General features: G+C 63.8%; 19 protein-coding genes. 16 read left to right on the top strand and 3 right to left on the bottom strand.

From position 1 onward, the window contains the following. Window positions 1-1,127: AMP-binding protein (locus tag VMW12_09900; GenBank protein HUZ50026.1), on the bottom strand; the 1,127-nt coding region annotated here is incomplete at its 3' end. 118 nt (window positions 1,128-1,245) lie between these two features. Here VMW12_09900 and VMW12_09895 point away from each other — a divergent pair. Genes VMW12_09895 through VMW12_09885 form a run of 3 tightly spaced genes read left to right on the top strand, consistent with a single transcriptional unit; the run spans window position 1,246 to window position 4,498 of the window. Further along, entirely contained in the window at window positions 1,246-2,217 is a 972-nt protein-coding gene (locus tag VMW12_09895) for an alpha/beta fold hydrolase (protein ID HUZ50025.1), read from the top strand. 5 nt (window positions 2,218-2,222) lie between these two features. Beyond that, entirely contained in the window at window positions 2,223-3,728 is a 1,506-nt protein-coding gene (locus VMW12_09890; protein ID HUZ50024.1) for a cation:proton antiporter, read from the top strand. Beyond that, entirely contained in the window at window positions 3,725-4,498 is a 774-nt protein-coding gene (locus VMW12_09885) for an NAD(P)-dependent oxidoreductase (protein ID HUZ50023.1), read from the top strand. Before VMW12_09890 ends, VMW12_09885 begins: the two co-directional genes overlap by 4 nt. On the opposite strand, the gene VMW12_09880 is transcribed toward VMW12_09885, so the two are convergent. Further along, complete coding sequence (locus tag VMW12_09880) at window positions 4,482-5,432, bottom strand: glutathione S-transferase family protein (GenBank protein ID HUZ50022.1); 951 nt, start codon at window positions 5,430-5,432, stop codon at window positions 4,482-4,484. The two genes, VMW12_09885 and VMW12_09880, sit on opposite strands and share 17 nt — an antisense overlap. A gap of 134 nt (window positions 5,433-5,566) precedes the next feature. Here VMW12_09880 and VMW12_09875 point away from each other — a divergent pair, with 134 nt between their 5' ends. The 3 genes from VMW12_09875 to VMW12_09865 all read left to right on the top strand — a co-directional run bounded on the left by VMW12_09875 (window position 5,567) and on the right by VMW12_09865 (window position 7,367). Continuing rightward, window positions 5,567-6,130 (top strand): c-type cytochrome, encoded by a 564-nt coding sequence (locus VMW12_09875; protein HUZ50021.1) that lies wholly within the window; start codon window positions 5,567-5,569, stop codon window positions 6,128-6,130. Window positions 6,131-6,215: 85 nt separating this feature from the next. Further along, entirely contained in the window at window positions 6,216-6,806 is a 591-nt protein-coding gene (locus tag VMW12_09870; GenBank protein ID HUZ50020.1) for a sterol desaturase family protein, read from the top strand. 144 nt (window positions 6,807-6,950) lie between these two features. Beyond that, window positions 6,951-7,367: a hypothetical protein gene (locus VMW12_09865; GenBank protein ID HUZ50019.1), complete on the top strand. Its 417-nt coding sequence runs from the start codon at window positions 6,951-6,953 to the stop codon at window positions 7,365-7,367. On the opposite strand, the gene serS is transcribed toward VMW12_09865, so the two are convergent. Then, window positions 7,354-8,643: a serine--tRNA ligase gene (serS, locus tag VMW12_09860; protein ID HUZ50018.1), complete on the bottom strand. Its 1,290-nt coding sequence runs from the start codon at window positions 8,641-8,643 to the stop codon at window positions 7,354-7,356. The genes VMW12_09865 and serS overlap by 14 nt on opposite strands. On the opposite strand from serS, the gene glp reads away from it, so the two are divergent. The 10 genes from glp to VMW12_09810 form a co-directional block, all read left to right on the top strand. Beyond that, window positions 8,642-9,901 (top strand): gephyrin-like molybdotransferase Glp, encoded by a 1,260-nt coding sequence (glp, locus tag VMW12_09855; GenBank protein HUZ50017.1) that lies wholly within the window; start codon window positions 8,642-8,644, stop codon window positions 9,899-9,901. The two genes, serS and glp, sit on opposite strands and share 2 nt — an antisense overlap. A gap of 27 nt (window positions 9,902-9,928) precedes the next feature. Further along, window positions 9,929-11,026, top strand: coding sequence for an aminotransferase class I/II-fold pyridoxal phosphate-dependent enzyme (locus VMW12_09850; GenBank protein ID HUZ50016.1), 1,098 nt, complete (start codon window positions 9,929-9,931; stop codon window positions 11,024-11,026). Beyond that, window positions 11,023-11,751 (top strand): metallophosphoesterase family protein, encoded by a 729-nt coding sequence (locus VMW12_09845; GenBank protein ID HUZ50015.1) that lies wholly within the window; start codon window positions 11,023-11,025, stop codon window positions 11,749-11,751. The genes VMW12_09850 and VMW12_09845 overlap by 4 nt, the downstream gene beginning before the upstream one ends. Then, window positions 11,748-12,200, top strand: coding sequence for a PaaI family thioesterase (locus tag VMW12_09840; protein ID HUZ50014.1), 453 nt, complete (start codon window positions 11,748-11,750; stop codon window positions 12,198-12,200). The genes VMW12_09845 and VMW12_09840 overlap by 4 nt, the downstream gene beginning before the upstream one ends. A 12-nt stretch (window positions 12,201-12,212) precedes the next feature. Next, on the top strand, window positions 12,213-12,695 hold the full coding sequence (gene smpB / locus VMW12_09835; GenBank protein ID HUZ50013.1) for an SsrA-binding protein SmpB: 483 nt from the start codon (window positions 12,213-12,215) through the stop codon (window positions 12,693-12,695). 22 nt (window positions 12,696-12,717) lie between these two features. Then, on the top strand, window positions 12,718-13,608 hold the full coding sequence (tilS, locus tag VMW12_09830) for a tRNA lysidine(34) synthetase TilS (GenBank protein HUZ50012.1): 891 nt from the start codon (window positions 12,718-12,720) through the stop codon (window positions 13,606-13,608). Then, entirely contained in the window at window positions 13,605-14,186 is a 582-nt protein-coding gene (gene hpt, locus VMW12_09825) for a hypoxanthine phosphoribosyltransferase (GenBank protein HUZ50011.1), read from the top strand. Before tilS ends, hpt begins: the two co-directional genes overlap by 4 nt. 13 nt (window positions 14,187-14,199) lie before the next feature. After that, complete coding sequence (gene ftsH / locus VMW12_09820; GenBank protein HUZ50010.1) at window positions 14,200-16,125, top strand: ATP-dependent zinc metalloprotease FtsH; 1,926 nt, start codon at window positions 14,200-14,202, stop codon at window positions 16,123-16,125. After that, window positions 16,122-17,423 (top strand): insulinase family protein, encoded by a 1,302-nt coding sequence (locus VMW12_09815; protein HUZ50009.1) that lies wholly within the window; start codon window positions 16,122-16,124, stop codon window positions 17,421-17,423. The genes ftsH and VMW12_09815 overlap by 4 nt, the downstream gene beginning before the upstream one ends. After that, on the top strand, window positions 17,420-18,277 hold an 858-nt coding region (locus tag VMW12_09810), incomplete at its 3' end, for an insulinase family protein (protein HUZ50008.1). The genes VMW12_09815 and VMW12_09810, both read left to right, overlap by 4 nt.

Here is an 18,277-nt window from a genome sequence, read left to right as displayed (position 1 = left end):
ATCTTTAGCTCGATATGGGGATGTACGCGCCCAACCGTACCGGTGCGCTTCTCAAGCGGATCGTCCACCGAAGTTTGAGTTGAAACCGGCGAAGTCTCCGTCATCCCATAGCAGATGGTGACCTCCGGCATGTGCAACTCGGTTTGCACGCGTTTCATGATTTCAACCGGACACGGCGAGCCGGCCATGATGCCGGTACGCAGCGTACTGCAATCGTACTCGTGCAGGTTCGGTAACGCTAGTTCCGCGATGAACATCGTCGGAACGCCGTAGAGCGACGTGCATCGCTCGCGTTCCACGGCCTCCATCGTGAGCGCCGCATCAAACGAGTAATTAGGAATCACGATCGTCGCGCCGTGGGTGACGATCGCAAGGTTGCCGAGCACCATCCCGAAGCAGTGATAGAACGGCACGGGAACGCAGACGCGGTCGGCCTCCGTATAGCGGCAGCCTTCGCCTATGAAAAAACCGTTGTTGAGAATGTTGTGGTGCGAAAGCGTCGCGCCTTTTGGAAATCCGGTCGTCCCCGAAGTGTACTGAATGTTGATCGCTTCGTCGAATTGGGTGAGCGCGAGCCGTTCGGCAAGAGCGGCTTCAGAAACGTTGGAGGCTCCCTCGAGCAACTGTTCCCAGTGCATCGACCCATCGATCGGCGGCTCGACCGCGTCGTTACCGATCCACACGATCGTGCGTAGCTCGGGTAGCGCGTGGCGAAGCTCGCGCAAGATTTCCGCGAATTCGCTCGTCTTGTAGCGAACTTGCGCGAGCAAGACGCTCACGCCGCTCTGTTGCAAAGCGAAGGAAGCTTCGGTGGTGCGATACGCGGGGTTGATATTGACCAATATGGCGCCGATTTTCGGCGTGGCGAATTGCGCGATCACCCATTCCACGCAGTTGGTCGACCAGATTCCGACGCGGTCGCCATGCCGCACGCCTAGCGCCATTAGCCCACGCGCGAAGCGGTCGGTTGCCTCGCGCAGCTCGCGATAACTGAGGCGAGTTCCTTGCTGCACCGATACGAGCGCATCCCGATCGGCAGCGGCTAACGCAACGCGGTCGAACATGGCCCCGATGCTTTCGCCGATCAGCGGGGATGCGTGCGCACCGTGCGCGTAACTTTGCTCCATAGTGTACGACGCTATGTGCGCCCGGCGCGAATCCCCTGCTTGGTGTGCCAGCGGGGAGCGGCCCCGTCGACGCGAAGGGCTCCGAGGTGACATACGTGCGAATGGAATGCTTGCCTTCATGCGGCGAGTAGTTTTCAATCGATTGATGCTCGGCGCTGCAGCGGCGGGCTCACTGGGAGCTTGCTCGGCTTCGCAAGACCCGGCGCCGCAGACGGCCCCGCTTGGGGCGGCGCCTTCGTTCGACGATGCGCGTAGCCGCATTGCGGCCTCCATCGCGCGCGATGCCGCCGATCCCCGGATCGAGCGAGCCGCACTCCCGCGACTGTACGACCACGGCAAGCGCGTCGGGCGCGCCGTCGTGCTGTTGCATGGATTTACCAATTGTCCGCAACAGTTCGACGAACTCGCGCGGATGTTGCACGCTCGCGGAGCAAACGTCTACGTTCCGCGCCTTCCCCTGCACGGGCACAAGAACCGCCTAACGCGCGCGTTGGCGAATCTCACCGTAACCGATTTGGTGCGCTGCGCGCAGGAAACGTATGGCGATGCGCGCGGCTTGGGCGAAACCGTCGCCGTGATGGGGCTCTCGCTGGGCGGTACGATGGCGCTCTGGCTCGCGCAGACCCAGCCGGTCGACGTAGTGGTGCCGATCTCGCCTTTTTTAATGCCGATCGCGATACCAGAATGGTTCGGAAATATTGCCATGCGTGCGCTCGACACGATCCCGGATATGTACTGGTGGTGGGACCCGCGCATCAAGGCCGCATCGCTACCGCCTTACGCCTACCCCGGTTTCCCGACGCACGCACTGGCGAAAATCGTTTTTCTGGGCGACGTCGTGCTCCAAGACGCGCACCGCGCCGCGCCGCTTGCTCGCAAGTGTACCTTCGTGATCAACGCGAACGAAAGCGCGGTGAACGATACGGTGACGGCCGGCCTCTTCGCGCGGTGGAACCAGTACGGAGCTCGCTATCGCTACGATATTTTGCGCGATCTCGGCGAACCGCGACACGATATCATCGATCCGACGACATTTCCGCAAGCGCGCGCCTTGGTCTATCCGACGCTTGAGAGACTCGCGCTGACGTAATGAGCATGCTCGCGCATTATCCGTCGCTCTCGGTAGAGTTCGGAGCGGTGTTGGTATTGGTCGCGGCGTTGTTGGCGCGCGTGCTATTACGGCGCTTCGGCGTGCCGTCGATCATCACGCTGCTCGCCTTTGGCCTCGCCGCCGGCCCGAGCGGTCTCGGCTTTTTGAAAATCGACCTTACACAGCCCGGAACGCGCGCGCTGCTCTCGCTTGCGGTGGTCGTCGTGCTTTTTGAGGCGACCCTTCGCATCGATCTGCGCAACATGCCCCGATGGACGATCGGACTTTTGGCATTGGTGGGGCCGGCTCTGACGCTGGCGTTGCTGCCGATCGTCGGCCGGCACTACGGGCTTACGAAGTTGGTCGCGGTGATGGTTGCGGCAGTTTGCGTCGTTACCGGACCGACCGTTACCGGGCCGTTGCTCGCGCGTCTGCGCTTGCGCATCGGGCTCTCGCATTTGCTCGAAACCGAAGGGCTCGTCCTCGATGCGATCGGCGTCATCATTGCGGCTGCGGTCTTTGCATCGTTCACGTCGCGCATCGGCGCGCCGCTCGCCAACGCGGTTCAAGCCACGCTGCGGATCGGGGCGGGCGTGGTCGTAGGCGTGCTGCTGGGATTCCTGGGGCAGCGTACGATGGGGTTCGCTACGCGGTCCTCGAGCGATATCAGCAAGATCTACGTGCTGCTCATCGGCTTCTCGGCCTACGCGATCGCCGAACTGGTCTCGCACGAAAGCGGCCTGGTCGGCGTGGTGGCTTGCGGCATGGTCATGGATTTAAAGACGCTCCCGCACGAACGCTTGTTACGTTCGTTCAAAGAAGATCTTTCGATGCTCGCCCTATCGACCGTGTTCGTGCTGCTCGCTTCGCAGATCGAGCTCGGCCAACTCGGCGCGCTGGTCGTGCCCGCGCTTGCCATCGTTGCCGCGTTAGTGGCATTCCGCATCATCACGGTGTTGGCCGCCACCCAGACCGGCGCGTATACCTGGCCGGAACGCGTGCTGATGATGACGATCTTCCCCCGGGGTATCGTTGCCGTCTCGCTCGCCACGTACTACGCGACGCAGTTGCCGGCGTGGGGCTTGCGGGGTGGCGGCGTGCTTGCGGGCGTGCTGTTTTTGGTCATCATGACCACGATCGTGCTTTCGACCGCCAGCGCGATCCTCGTAACTCGCATCTTCGGGTTGCAGATGCCGTCGATGATCATCGCAGGCATCTCGCCCGCGACGCTCGATGCGGCGCGCGGATTGATCGAGCGCGGACATCGCGCGCTGCTCGTCGATCGCGAAGAGCGCGCGGTTCTCTTCGCCCGCGCGAGCGATCTTGAAGCCGAACTGGCCGAGAACTCGGCGCAGATCGTATCGCTCGCGCGCGAACGCGGCGCGCGATGCGTGATCCTCTCCGCCGCATCGGGGTGGGAGGATCTGCGAAAGCGTCTTCCGGCGTCGGTGGAGATTCGTCCGTTAGGCAGCGGGGAAACGGCGGGATTTGCCGCATGGGAAGCAACATGACGATCCGAAAAATTGCCGTAACCGGAGCTAACGGAACGATCGGCGCGCGCCTTTGCGCCGATCTCGCGGCCGACCACACGCTCGTACGCATCGATCGCGAGGACGCCGATGTGTGTGCCGATATTCGCGATGCCGAAGCGATGAACGCCGCCCTGCGCGGCTGCGACGCCGTCGTCCATCTGGCCGGAGTGGTCGCCGTCGATGCCGCCTGGGACGACGTCTATACGACCAATATCGGCGGCACGTACACGGTGTTCGAAGCGGCCCGCCTCAACGGCGTCAAGCACGTGGTGTTTGCCAGCTCCAACCACGCGGTCGGTATGAACGAAGTGCGCAACGTCCCGCACATCTACGAGCCGGGCTTCGGACGCGTCGTCGGTGTCGAGGATCCATACCGGCCCGACGGTCTTTACGGCGTCTGGAAAGCCTTCGGCGAGGTGTTGGGCCGATATTACAGCGATGCGTTCGGCTTAAACGTCGCGTGCGTGCGCATCGGGTCCATTACGGCGGCCGACGATCCGGCCGACGAAAGCGTTCGCGCATCGTCCGGTTGGCTCGGGCTCACCGACGAGCAGAAGTTCAAGCGCTACGCTGCGACGTGGATGTCGCAGCGCGATTTCGCGCGTCTGGTGCGCTGCATCCTGGCCCGGGACGTGCCGTACGCGGTCGTATACGGCGTCGGCGACAACGCGACGCGTTTCTGGGATCTTGAGGCCGGTCGCGCGATCTACGGTTTCTGGCCGCAGGACGGCGTCAAACCGAACGGCTGAGGCGTTCCCGGCCGTGGGGAGCGCCGAGGTCCTGTAGGGGGCCGATCGGTACGATGCGGGTCGGGTTGATGTCGTCGTGCGTGTAGTAGTAATGGCGTTTGATGTGATCGAAGTTGACCGTGTGCGCCACACCCGGAATTTGATAGAGATCGCGTAGGTAGCCGAAGAGGTTCGGATAGTCCGCAATCCGGCGCAGGTTGCATTTGAAATGTCCGAAGTACACCGCATCGAAGCGGATGAGCGTGACGAAAAGCCGCCAGTCCGTCTCAACCGGTAGCGCGCCGAAGAGGTAGCGCGAATCGGCCAGCCGTGCCTCTAACGCGTCGAGCGTATCGAACACCCGGTAGGCGGCGCGTTCGTAGGCCGCCTGCGACGTTGCAAACCCGGCTCGATACACGCCGTCGTTCACGGTCGCATAGATCGTTTCGTTCAAGCGCTCGATCTCGTCGCGGAATGGAGCCGGGTAGAGATCGCGCGCGCGATTGCTCAACGCGGTGAACTCGGTCTCGAACATGCGCATGATGTCGTCGTCCGAGTTGCTCACGATGCGCTCGCTTTGCGTATTCCACAAGACCGGGACGGTAATGCGCCCGCGATAGTGCGGGTCGTTGGCATCGTACGCCTCGCGCAGATACCGAAAGCCGTTGATGGGATCGGGTGAGAATCCGGGGCCGTCTCCGAACTCCCAGCCGTGTTCGTCATCGCGAATCGGATTCACGACGGTCATACCGACGGCGCTTTGTAATCCCAGTAATTCGCGCACGATGATGGTGCGATGCGCCCACGGGCACGCGAGCGAGACGTACAGATGGTAGCGTCCGGCTACGACGGGATACGGGGTACTCCCGTCGGCGCGCACCCAGTCGCGAAATGCGTCTTGTTGCCGCACGAAGCTCCCATCGTCGTGTTGCTCGTCGGGGAATTGCGCCTGCACGGTACTCACATATCTCGGAACCGCCGATGTTGCCGAGCGGTTTCGTGAAGCCTGTGCGCGGGCGCAGAGGAGTCGTCTGCGACCGAGGCGCATCGAGCCCGAGAACTTGACGCTATGGGAGAAATACTGGCTCGATGAGGGGTTTCATTCTCGGTATCGTACTAACGCTTGCCGTGTCGGTCGGCGGAGCGTACGCGGCCGTATCGCAAGGCTGGGTTCCGGCCAACGCCGACTCACCCCCGTCGCGTCTTGAAGCGTGGGCTGCTCGGAAATCGCTCCACATGACCCTCGATCGCGAAGCGCCCCGCACGCCCGATCCGGTCGCCCTAACCGACGCGAACCTGATCGCCGGGATCAAACTCTACGGCGCGAACTGCGCCGCCTGTCACGGCGTCGCCAACGGCATGGCCTCCAACATCGCGGTCGGGCTCTACCAGCACGCTCCGCAACTCGGGCAACACGGCGTAACCGACGACCCGGAAGGCGTCACGTTTTGGAAGATCAAGCACGGCATTCGCCTCACCGGTATGCCCGCGTTCTCCAACACGCTGGCCGACACGCAAATCTGGCAGATGACCCTGTTCCTCAAGCACATGGACGCGCTCTCACCGGCCGCCGAGAAGGCTTGGAAAGCGCTCGAGAACCCAGTCCAAATCGCGCCCAAGTCGGCGCAGCCTCCACCTCGCCGGCGCGGCTAGCTACGAGCGCGGCCGCGACGGGTACGGCACGGCGCGGGGTCCAAGTAGGAACGCTCTTGGCGGTATCGGCGAGAAGGAGACTCCGGTGATACGAACGTTCTTCAAACACGGCAGTAACGCCGTATTAGTGGCGGCACTGCTCGCGGCGGCCATCGCGTTCGCGCGAGGAGCTTTGCACTTTTCGCTGCTTGGAGTGGCGATCGGCGCCGCCGTATTCTTCAGTTCGGAATACACGACGCACCGCTTTCTCTTCCACGCCAAACCCACGAGCATCCCGTTCGTGCTTCGGCTGCAGCACCTGTTGCACTACGATCACCACGTCGACCCGGCCAAGCTCGATCTGCTGTTCCTGCCGCTCTGGTTTACGGTACCGGTTGCCGCGCTGTATTTCGCCGTATATTACGCGATCGTCCGCGACGTGAGCCTCACGACGTCGCTCGTCTTCGGAAGCTTGCTCGCACTCACATACTACGAATGGGTGCACTACGTCGCGCACATCCCCTTCGTCCCAAAGACGCCGATCGGCAAATACGTGAAGAAGTACCACCTGTGGCACCACTTCAAGAACGAGCACCTGTGGTACGGCGTCACCAATCCCTCGATGGATTTCGTGATGGGCACCTACCGCAACGTCGAAGACGCCGACCGCAGCACGACCGTGCGCGAACTCTTTTAGCGTGCAGATATTTCGCGCTCGCGGGCTGGAGCAGGCTGCCGTGGTGCCACGGTGGTGGTGGGGACCTGCGATTTTTGGGCAATCGACAGGATGTCGACTTCCTTTTTCCGTTGCCCAAAAACGTAGGAGTAGGAAGCGCGCAGGATGCGCGCTGACGAACGGTCCCCACCACCATCGTGGCACCACGGCAGCCTGCTCCAGTCGCAGGCCATGAGCTTCATCCTCAAGTGGCTGGGCGTCGGAAAGCCGCCGCCGCGCGTCGGTTTGCGCCCGCAACGGGTCGTCGAACTTGCGTTAACACGCGAGGCGGCGCGCGAGCGCATCGTGGATGCGTTGCTGCGCGTGCTCGGTGCGAACGTCTACGTTGACGATCCGGCGACGTACACGATTGAAGCCGGATTCGGCCTCGTGAACAACGAGCGCGTTCGTTGCACGCTGACCGCCTTGGAAGATGCGCGCACGCAGGTGCGCATCGAGGCCTTGTTTCGTGCCGGTGCGCAAGTGCCGGCGGAGTCGCGCGCGGTCGACGCGCTTGCGGCCGCGCTCGCTAGCGAGCCGTGATGCGTTCGAAGCCGGTGTAGCGGCGTAGCGCCTGCGGGATTACGATCGATCCGTCGGCCTGTTGGCCGTTCTCCATGACGGCGAGCAGGGTACGCCCCACGGCTAATCCGGAGCCGTTGAGCGAGTGGACGAATTCCGGTTTGCTCTTGGCGTCGCGTCGCACGCGAATTCCCGCGCGGCGCGCTTGAAAATCCGTGCAGTTCGAACACGAGCTGATCTCGCGATAGGATTGCGAGCTGGGAACCCAGACTTCGATATCGTACGTTTTGGCGGAATTGAAACCGACGTCGCCCGCGCACAGCGACATCACGCGGTGCGGCAGTTCGAGCTCTTCGAGCAGCGATGCCGCGTGTTGCGCGAGCTGTTCGAGCGCATCGAACGATTGCTCCGGCAAGCTCAGCCAAACCATTTCCACTTTTTCGAACTGGTGTTGGCGGATCAGGCCGCGCGTATCCTTGCCTGCCGCGCCGGCCTCTTTACGGAAGCAGGGCGAGTATGCGGCGAAGCGTCGCGGTAACGTGTCGGCGCCGAGAATTTCGTCGCCGTGCAGCGCGGTGAGCGGCACTTCGGCGGTGGGAATCATGAAGAGGTCGGCGTCTTGGTCGGTAAACATCGCGTCCGCGAATTTGCTGAGCTGTCCGGTCGACCACATCGTCTGTCGCGTTACCAGGTACGGCGGGGCGATCTCGGTGTAGCCGCGGTCGGCCGCGCGATCGAGGAAGAACTGCACGATGGCGCGCGAGAGCCGCGCGCCCGCCCCCTTGAGCACCGCGAAGCGGCTGCCGGAGAGCTTTGCGGCGCGTTCGAAATCGAGGATGTCCAGCGCTTCGCCGAGTTCCCAATGGGGCTTCGGTTCGAAATCGAATGCGCGTGGGTTTCCCCACGAGCGCACCACGACGTTGTGCGTCTCGTCGCGTCCGTCGGGCACCGAATCGTCCAACACGTTGGGCGTCTGCTCCAACAGCGTACGCAATGCCGAACCGGGGGTCTCGGGCGAGCGTTCGCGCGCGGCTTCTTCGAGCGCGGTAATCTCGGCCGAGAGCGCGTCGATGCGCGGGCGAAGCTCGCGCGCCGCCGCGGCTTTATCGGCGGCCTTGCCGATCTCTTGGGAGATTCGGTTCTTTTCGGCTTGCCGTTGTTCCAGCGTAGTGAGTGCCGAGCGGTACTCCGCGTCGAGGCGAAGAACGTCGTCGACGAACGACGGGTCGATACCGCGGCGCTCCGCGGAGCGTCGAACGCGGTCGGGATCGCGACGTACGAGAACGATATCGAGCATGAAGAAGCGCGCCTTTACTCAATCGCCGACCGCACTCCTACCCGGAGCCGGATTCGAGACCGCAAAACTGCTCTCGCCCAATGAGGCGATTGCGGCCTATTTCGAGCGCGTGCCCATCGGGCCGCTCGGGGTGGAGCGCGTGCCGCTAGCGATGGCCTTCGGACGCATCCTGGCGGAGCGCTTGGATGCAGACGCCGATTACCCCAATGCGGCGCGCTCGTCGATGGATGGATTCGCGCTCGAAGCCGGCGCTACGCCGGGAGCGTTCGCGCTGGCCGGGGAGATTCGCATGGGGAGTGCTTGGGGCACGCGGCTGGCGGCGGGTTCTGCCCTGCGGATCCCCACCGGCGGCGTGCTTCCCGAGGGTGCGGATGCGGTGGTGCCGATCGAAGATGCGCGCGTTGAGGGCGGCCGGGTCTGGGTCGATGCGCCGGTCCCGAGCGGCGACTGTATCAGCCCCCAGGGCGGCGACATGCGGCGCGGCGAGCCGGTGCTGCCGGCCGGCCGGCGAATCGGCGCGCCCGAGCTCGGCGTGCTGGCGACCCTTGGGGTGGAGGACGTACCGGTATTGCGCCGTCCGATGCTTGCGGTGATTTCGAGCGGGGATGAATTGATCGAGCCCGGCCGGGCTCCCGCGCCCGGGCAGATCCGCGATTCCAATCGTTACGCCATAGCGGGGGCGCTGCAAGCGATGGGCGCCGCCGTCCGCCATTATCCGATCGTCCCCGACCTCCCGGGAGCGCTCGAAGCCGCTTTGCGCGAGGCCCTTACGGAGTGCGACGGAGCGATGCTTTCCGGCGGTTCGTCGGTCGGCGAGCGCGATCTCACCCCGGATGCGCTGGCCGCGCTGGGTGACCCCGGCGTCGTGGTACACGGCCTGCGGGTGAAGCCGGGCAAGCCGACGGTACTCGGAGCGGTCGGCCTGAAACCGATTATCGGGCTCCCGGGCAACCCCACCTCCGCGCTGGTCATCCTCGAGGCGGTGGTGGCACCGATCGTCGCGGCGCTGGTCGGGGCTCCGGTGCTGAAAAACACCGTCGATGCCCGTCTGGACGGGCCGATGCGCAGCGTCGCCGGCTGGACCTGGTACCTTCCGGTCAGCCTCGAGGATGAGCTGGGCGACTGCGTGGCGCATCCCCTCCCCTTGCGCTCGTCCGCGGTCAGTCTTACGGCGCGGGCGGCAGGGTATGTCATCATGGACGAGCGCGATGAGGTCTTCGAGGCTGGCGACCGCGTTCGTGTCTACCGATTCTTTTAAGGCAGGAGGCCGCACGGTACCAGCACGGTGATTCGACCCGCACCCGCCATTGAGGCAATTCCCCCAACCACACCTTTTATCGGCCCCGAGCAGTTGATGCGCGATTCGGGCTTGAGCGAGCTCGTGCGTTTAGGCGCCAACGAGAGCGCCTTCGGCCCTTCTCCTAAGGCGGTCGAGGTGATGGCGGCTGCCCTGCCGCACCTGTGGTGGTACGGCGATCCCGAATCGTATGAATTGCGCGAGGCGCTCGCGGCAAAACACGACTGTTCGATCGAACAGATCGTCGTCGGCTCGGGTATCGATGATCTCATGGGGCTAGCGGTGCGGGCGTTCGTGCCGCCCGGTGGCCGTGCCCTTACGACCGCCGGTAGCTATCCGACGTTCAACTACCACGTTACGGGCTACGGCGGAGCGTTGAGCTTCGCTCCGTACCGCGACGACGGCACGGTCGATCTGGACGCGCTCGTTGAGATCGCGCGGCGCGAGCGGCCGCAGGTGCTCTATCTTGCGAATCCCGATAACCCGAGCGGCTCGTTTGCGGCCCGAGCGCGCGTGCAAGCGTTCTACGAAGCGCTACCGCACGATACGCTCCTCTTTCTGGATGAAGCCTACGGCGATTTCGTCGATCCCGGCGACATACTGCCGGCGCATCTCGAAGACCGGCTCGTGCGCACGCGCACGTTTTCGAAGGCGTACGGCATGGCGGGCGCGCGGATCGGTTACGCGATCTCGAGCGAGCGCAACGTGCAAACATTCCAAAAAATCCGCTTGCACTACGGCGTGAATCGCAACGCCCAGGTGGGAGCGCTGGCCTCGCTCGCCGACCCCGCCTTTCATGCAAGCGTCGTGCGGGAGACCGCGGTCGCTCGCGAAGCGTATTACGCGCTTGGAACGGAGCTGGGCGTCCCGACGCTGCCCTCGCTCACGAACTTCGTACTCTTCGATTGCGGATCGGTCGCGCGCGCGAACCGGGTGATGGCCGAACTGCTCAAGCGCGGCGTATGGATTCGCAAACCGGCCGTCGCTCCGCTCGATCGCTACGTGCGGGTGAGCGCGGGAACCGCCCCGATGCGCGCGGCTTTCGCGCAGGCGCTCCGCGACGTGTTGGCGCAGGTGCCGGTATGACCCGCTTCGCGATCCTTTCGGATATTCACGGCAATCTCGAATCGTTACAGCGGGCCCTCGCACTAGTCGACCCCGACGATTCCGTGCTGTGTTTGGGCGACACCGTGGGCTACGGCCCCAATCCGAACGAATGCGTGCGCATCATTCGCGAGCGCTCCGCGAACGCCGTGTTGGGTAACCACGATTTGGCCGCGCTCGATAACTACGGCGTCGAGTATTTCAACGATTTAGCGAAGGCCGCGATCTCCTGGACGCAGGGCGTTCTCGACGAAGAGAATCGTGCGTGGCTCAACGGCCTCGCGTATGAATTGCGCTTTCCCGAGTTTTTGCTCGTTCACGGCGCTCCGGTCAATTACTTCGAGTACATCCTCGACAAACGCTCCGCCGCTAAGGCGTTCGATAATACGGACGCGGCGATCACGTTCATCGGACACACCCATATCGCCGAGTATTGGGAGCGGGAGCCGGACGGCACCATCAATCACAAGCACATGCAGCACGGCGGGGAATTGATTCTCTCACCCGATAACCGGTACATCATCGATGTGGGTAGCGTCGGCCAGCCGCGCGACCTCAACCCGCAAGCTTCGTTCGTGTTCTACGAATCCGAGCGCAAGCGGGTGGAGTGGGTACGATACGATTATCCGATCGACGAAGTACAGCATAAAATGCACGAAGTGCATCTCCCGGATTATCTTGCCCTGCGATTGGAAGCCGGACGTTGAGCGAACTCGTTCCCATCGACGACGGCAATTGCTTCGCGTGCGGCCCGGAGAACGCGATCGGGTTGCACCTGCACTTCGAACCGAATCCAAACGGCGAGGGCGTTCGCTCGCGCGCGACGTTACCGGAGCAGTTCCAAGGCTGGCGCTCGATCGCGCACGGCGGCATCGCGATGTCGCTCTTGGATGAAGCGATGGCGCATGCGGCCGGATTCGCCGGCCACCGCGGCATGACGGCGAGTATGAACGTGCGCTTTCGTAAGCCCGTGCCGATCGGCAAACCCGTTGAAATTTTCGGGCGCGTTGCTTGGGAACGACGCAACGTCTTGGGCCTGGAAGCGCGCGTGCTCGACGAGCATGGGACGCTGCTGGTGCAAGCCGACGGCCACTTCGTCTCGATGGGTCCGCTCGATGCCGCCGACGATCGCCGCAATCCCGCCGCAGCGAGCTAAGCGATGGCGAAGATGAAGCAGCAGCGTCAGGCTGCGCAAGATAAAAGCCCGCACCAACGCACGCCCTCGATCGATAACCGGCGCGCGCGGCACGAATATCATATTTTGGAATCGCTCGAAGCGGGCTTGGAACTCACGGGGACCGAGGTGAAATCGATCCGCCAGGGAGGCGTGAGCATCACCGAGGCGTACGCGCGTTTTCGCGACGGCGAGGCGTGGCTGTTGAGCATGCACATCCCGGCCTACAAGCAGGGCAGCTTTTCCAACGTCGATCCCAACCGCCCGCGTAAGTTGTTGCTGCACCGCGAGCAGATTCAAGAACTGATGTCCAAGGTCAAAGTGAAGGGCCTCACCATCGTCCCGCTGCGGATGTACTTTACGCGAGGCGTCGTCAAGGTCGAGATCGGTTTGGCGCGCGGCAAAAAAGTCTGGGACAAGCGCGAAGATATCGCCAAGCGCGACGTGGAGCGCGAGATCGCTCGCCATGTGCGCTAGCACAGGCGCGGTGCGCGGCTAAATGCGCGGGGCGCGGCCGGGCGCTACGATCGAACGCGCGCTGCAGGAGGGCCCGGCGATCCATAGCGGCGACCGCGTGCTCGTTGCGTGCAGCGGCGGCCCCGATTCGGTCGCGCTGGCCGCGGCGGTGCACGCGATGTCCGTGCCGATGGATCTGCACGTGGCGCTCGCGTACGTGCACCATGCAACCCGGGAATCCGCCTGGCAGGACGAGGCGGTGGTGCTGCGCGTGGCGGCAAGCCTGGGCGTTCCGGTTCGTATTGCAGCGCTCGAAACCGGTCCCGGCGACGAAGCCGCGCTACGCGATCGGCGCTACGCCGCGCTGGGCGCCGTCGCCCGCGAGCTCGGCAGCTCGGTCGTCGCGACGGGGCACCATGCCGCCGACCAGAGCGAGAGCGTCCTGCTCGCCCTCTTCCGAGGAACCGGCCCGCAGGGCTTGGCCGGGATGCGCCCGCGCAGAGCACTCGAGCCGGGCCTGGACCTCGCGCGCCCGTTCCTGCGGGTCGCCCCCGAGCGGTTGCTCGCCTACTGTGTGAGCTCGGGCTTGCCGTATGCGGTCGATCCGGGGAATGCCGACGCGCTTCTTCGCCGCAACGCGATCCGGTCGGCGCTGGCCGCGCTGCGGCCCCTCTTCGCGGGGTTGGACGAAGCGGTGGCCCGAGCCGCCGATCTCATCGGCGACGAGATCGATGCTTCCGGGCGTTCCGGGTTGCGCCGCCGGGTGCGCACGGCCGTGGCGGAGCAGGAAGGCCTGCGCGACCTCGACTTCGTCCACGTGGAAGAGGCCGTTCGCGCAATCGAGCGCGGCGGCTCGGGGGAGTTCCATATGAAGCGCGGCATCGCGCTACGCATCGAAGGCGGGTCCATCTCCGTTATAAAGAAGGACGCATGAGTACCACCACAACCTATGACGAAGCGATCGAGCGCACGCTCTATACGCGCGAGGAGATCGCGCAGGCCGTCGGCCGGCTGGCTGCCGAGATCGCCCGCGACCACGCGAGGCAACCGCTACTGCTGCTGGGCGTGTTAAAGGGAGCACTCTACGCTGCCGTGGACCTGGCCCGAGCGATCGCCCGCGTCCCCGACGGCCCGAGTGAAATCTTTGTGGACTATTTATGCGTATCGAGTTACGGCAACGCAACCCGCTCGAGCGGGGAGGTGCGAATGCTCAAGGACACCAGCGTGCCGGTAGCCGGGCAAAACGTCGTGATCGTCGAAGATATCGTCGATAACGGCCTCACGCTCCAGTACCTCCAGGCGTTACTCCGCGGGCGCAACCCCGCGCGTCTACGCAGTTGCGTCCTTTTCGATAAGCCCTATCATCGCCTCGTCGACGTCCCCATCGATTACGTGGGGCTTCGCTCCCCCGACGAGTTCGTCGTAGGTTACGGTTTGGATTACCAGGAACTCTTCCGGAATCTGCCTTACCTTGCGCAACTCCGCGCCCAAGTTTTTTCTCAGGAAGGTTAGCGGTTCAATCAACGTGACCAAGCACATCCGATCGATTCTCCTCATTGTCCTGGCCGTCATCGCGGTGTTCATCATCGTCGAGAAGTACGTCCAGCCCGGTGAGGCGGCGACGCGTCTGGACTACGGCGCATTCTATAACAAACTCGAAGCGGGGCAGGTCGCCTCATTCCACGCGACCGGTCTCCAAGCGTCGGGCGGCCTCACCACGCCGGCCGGTGCGAAGTACACGGTCTCGCTTCCGAATACCGACCAAACGTTCGTCAACTTCGTTCGGCAACACGTCAAGAACGGCGCGGTCAGCTTCGATCAGCAGACCAACGCGGGGCTTCTGGGCAACTTGATGTCGCTCGCGCCGCTGCTGTTGATGGCGCTGTTCGTGTTCTTCATTTTGCGACAGGCGCAGAGCGGGGGAAGCCAGGCGATGTCGTTCGGCCGCTCCCGCGCGAAGATGCAGTCTGAGAATCGGCCGAAGGTGACGTTCGCGGATGTGGCCGGCGTCGACGAGGCCAAGGAAGAGCTGGCGGAGATCGTCGACTTCCTGAAATATCCCAAGAAGTATCAAGCGCTGGGCGCGCGCATTCCGAAGGGCGTGTTGCTGCTCGGCCCTCCGGGCACGGGTAAGACGCTGCTCGCTCGCGCAATCGCAGGCGAAGCGGGCGTACCGTTTCTTTCGATCTCCGGTTCCGACTTCGTTGAAATGTTCGTCGGCGTCGGCGCATCGCGCGTGCGAGATCTGTTCGATCAAGCCAAGAAGTCTGCGCCGTGCATCGTCTTCATCGATGAAATCGATGCCGTCGGCCGCCAGCGCGGCGCCGGCCTGGGCGGCGGACACGACGAACGCGAGCAGACGCTCAACCAATTACTCGTCGAGATGGATGGGTTCGATCAGAACGTCGGCGTGATTCTCATCGCCGCGACCAATCGAGCCGACGTGCTCGACCCGGCCCTGTTGCGTCCCGGCCGCTTCGATCGGCAGATCGTGGTCGGTCGCGCCGACTTCAAAGGTCGCGAGAAGATTCTCGAAGTGCACGCGCGCAACAAACCGCTCTCCAAAGAAGTCTCGCTGGAAACCCTGGCGAAGCGCACCCCCGGCTTCTCGGGCGCGGATCTTGAAAATCTGCTCAACGAGGCGGCACTGCTCGCCGCGCGCCGAAACAAGAACCTGATCGAGATGATCGATTGCAACGAAGCGATCGATCGCGTGATGGTCGGCCCCGAGCGCAAATCGCTCGTGATGTCGCAAAAAGAAAAAGAGAACACCGCGTACCACGAATCCGGCCACGCGATTCTCGGCGGCCTGCTCGAGAAATCCGATCCGGTGCATAAGGTGACGATCATCCCGCGCGGTATGGCGCTGGGCATCACTTGGTCGCTCCCCGAAGACGATCGCCACAGTCGCACCAAAGAAGAGTTGCTCGCCGATATCACGATGGCGCTCGGCGGACGTCTGGCCGAAGAAATTAAATTCGGCGACGTAACGACCGGCGCCAGCAACGATTTCGAAAAAGCGACCCAACTCGCGCGCGCCATGGTCACGCAGTACGGCATGAGCGAACTCGGCCCGATTCAGTACGGCCGTGGTTCGCATCAGGTCTTCCTCGGCCGCGATTTCGGCGACGAGCGCAACTACTCCGAAGAGATCGCGAGCAAAATCGATGGAGAGGTGCGCCGCATCATCGAGTCGTGTTTCGATAAGGGCCGTTCGATGCTCACCGAACATTGGGCCAAAGTGGAACGCATGGTCGCCTCGCTGATGGAGTACGAAACCGTCGACGCCGATGAAGTGATGGCGATTTTGAACGACAAGCCGTTCGATCATACGCCGGGAAGCGGCGCGGTTGCGGCGGATGCGGCGCCTGCGGCTCCCCCGGTCGCCGAGGAACCGCGTCGCACCGAGCCGACGCGCTTGCCTCCCACGATTTCGCCGGAACCTGCATGAGCTTGCGGATGCGTCTCGCCGCGCTGACGCTCTTGGGGAGCCTCTGCGCGTCAGGCCTGCCGGCGATAGCCGCCGACGGGGCGATACAACAGCAGGGCACGCTGCCGCACGGCGGTTCGTACATCCTCTACCGCGATCCGACCATCGCTTCCGCCGCGATCGATCTGTGGTTTCGAGCGCCGGGTGCCGGATACGATAATGCGAAACCGGGGCTCGCGCGCGTGGCCGCAATCGCCGCGGCGGCGGCGCGCTTGGAGAGCGGTACATCGCTCGCGGAAACTATTCGTACCGCGGGCGGGACGCTCGCGGTCAACGTCTATCCCGATATCGTCGGCGTGAGCGTGCTCGTCCCAGCCACGGTTGCGCGGCGAGTCATCGCGTCGATGACGGCGGCGTACTTCGCTCCGGCGATCGACGATGCATCGGTCAAAACCGCGGTACGCGACACGGCGGTGCTCTCGGTGCAGCAGCATTATTCCGCCGTGCAGTCGCTCCATAATGCGCTGTTCGCGCAAATCTTTTCCGGCGGACCAGCGCACATCGCGCCGATTCCCGGAACGTTGACGCAGGTTTCCGGCATCACCGAAGCGGACGTGAAGGCGTTTGCAAAGCGCGCGTTTGTTTCGAGCAATGCAACGTTGACGATCGTGGGCGACGTCGCGCCCTCAAGCATCGAGGCCGTGACGGCTGGAACGCCCGGTCCGAGCTCGGAGCCGATCGATTCCCCGCTCGCCAAACCGCTACCGGAGCCGACCAGTCTCCCGGGTAGCGTCGGCGGCATCGGTCTAGCTTGGGTCGGTCCGCCGATTCGCGACGAAAAGGCCGCGACCGCGATGGATTTTATTTCGGATTATCTCTTTCGTTACCGTACCGGGATCCTCGCGAAGGCCATCGATGCCTCCGGCGATACATACGTGACCGGCCAGTTCATCACGCTGCACGACCCGGGCGTCATGCTCATCACCGTCGGCGGAGCGAACGCGGAGATCGCCAAAACACAAGTGATCGACGCGCTTGCGAAACTCGAGCAGCCGCTCGACGACGCAACGTTCGCGGCGGCGCGCAACGCCTTTCTCTACCATCTGGCCGCCGATACGCAGACGCCGACCGGGCAATCCGATAACCTTGGATGGTATGCCGCCGAAGGGAATGCGGCGTACGCTCCCGGCGATACCAGCGGTGCGTACCGCGCTCAAGCGCGTTCGCTCGATCCCGCCTACGTCGCTTCGATCGTCAAGCAGTTCCTCACGCATCCGGTGATCGTCCAACTCGTGCCGAACGCCAAGGAGTCTTCGTGATCTCGTACCTTCGTCCGAGCGCTCTGCTCTGCGCGGCCCTCTTCGTCTGCTCGCCGTTCGCGGCTCGGGCGGCCGGTACCACGACGCTCGACCGCAGCGGAGGCGTGACGTTTATCCGGCAGCAGGATGCCGCATCGTCGTTGGTCGGCGTGGACGTGGTCGTTCGGGCCGGGCTCGACCGTCAGACGCTGCGCCAGAACGGCTTGGCGGCACTGGTCGCGCAAACGATTCTGCGAACGCCCGTTGCCGGCTCGAAGACGTCGCTGCTGGACGCGATCGCGGCGCAGGGCGGTTCGATCCATTTCTCCGTCGATCCGACGGACGTGCGTTTCTACGTCGCGGCATTGCCGTCTTCGGGAGACGCCGTGCTCTCGATGTTTGCGCGTGCGCTTGCGGCTCCGGCGTTCGACCCCGTGACCGTGCGGACGGCGCGAGCCGACCTCTTCGCCAGAATCGCGCACAAGCAGAGCGCAGCTTTGGCAGTCGGTTTAGATATGCTGCACCGTGCCGGCTCGGACGCGGCTAACGCCGCCTTGCCGAGCCTGGGCACGAGCGCGTCGCTGGCGCAACTGGTGCCTGACGACGTGCGGGCTTTCTACGGCAAGTATTATCGCCGAGGCGATGCGTACGTGAGCGCCGTCGGACGAATCGATGCCTTAGGGCCCCAGACCCTCGCACAAGTGGGGGACGCGCTTGCTCCCGGCTCGACCACCGCGATCGCCGTGCATATCGCGCCGCTGCACGGTACGTCGCGCCAACTCGTCGCGCATCGCGACATCCAAGCCCCATGGCTGATCGCTCAGTACGCCGCTCCGGATGCGAAGAGCAAGGATTTTGGGCCGATGCTCGTGCTC

Source organism: Candidatus Dormiibacterota bacterium, from assembly GCA_035532835.1.
GTDB lineage: Bacteria > Vulcanimicrobiota > Vulcanimicrobiia > Vulcanimicrobiales > Vulcanimicrobiaceae > DAHUXY01.
This window is presented reverse-complemented; position numbering and strand designations above follow the sequence as displayed.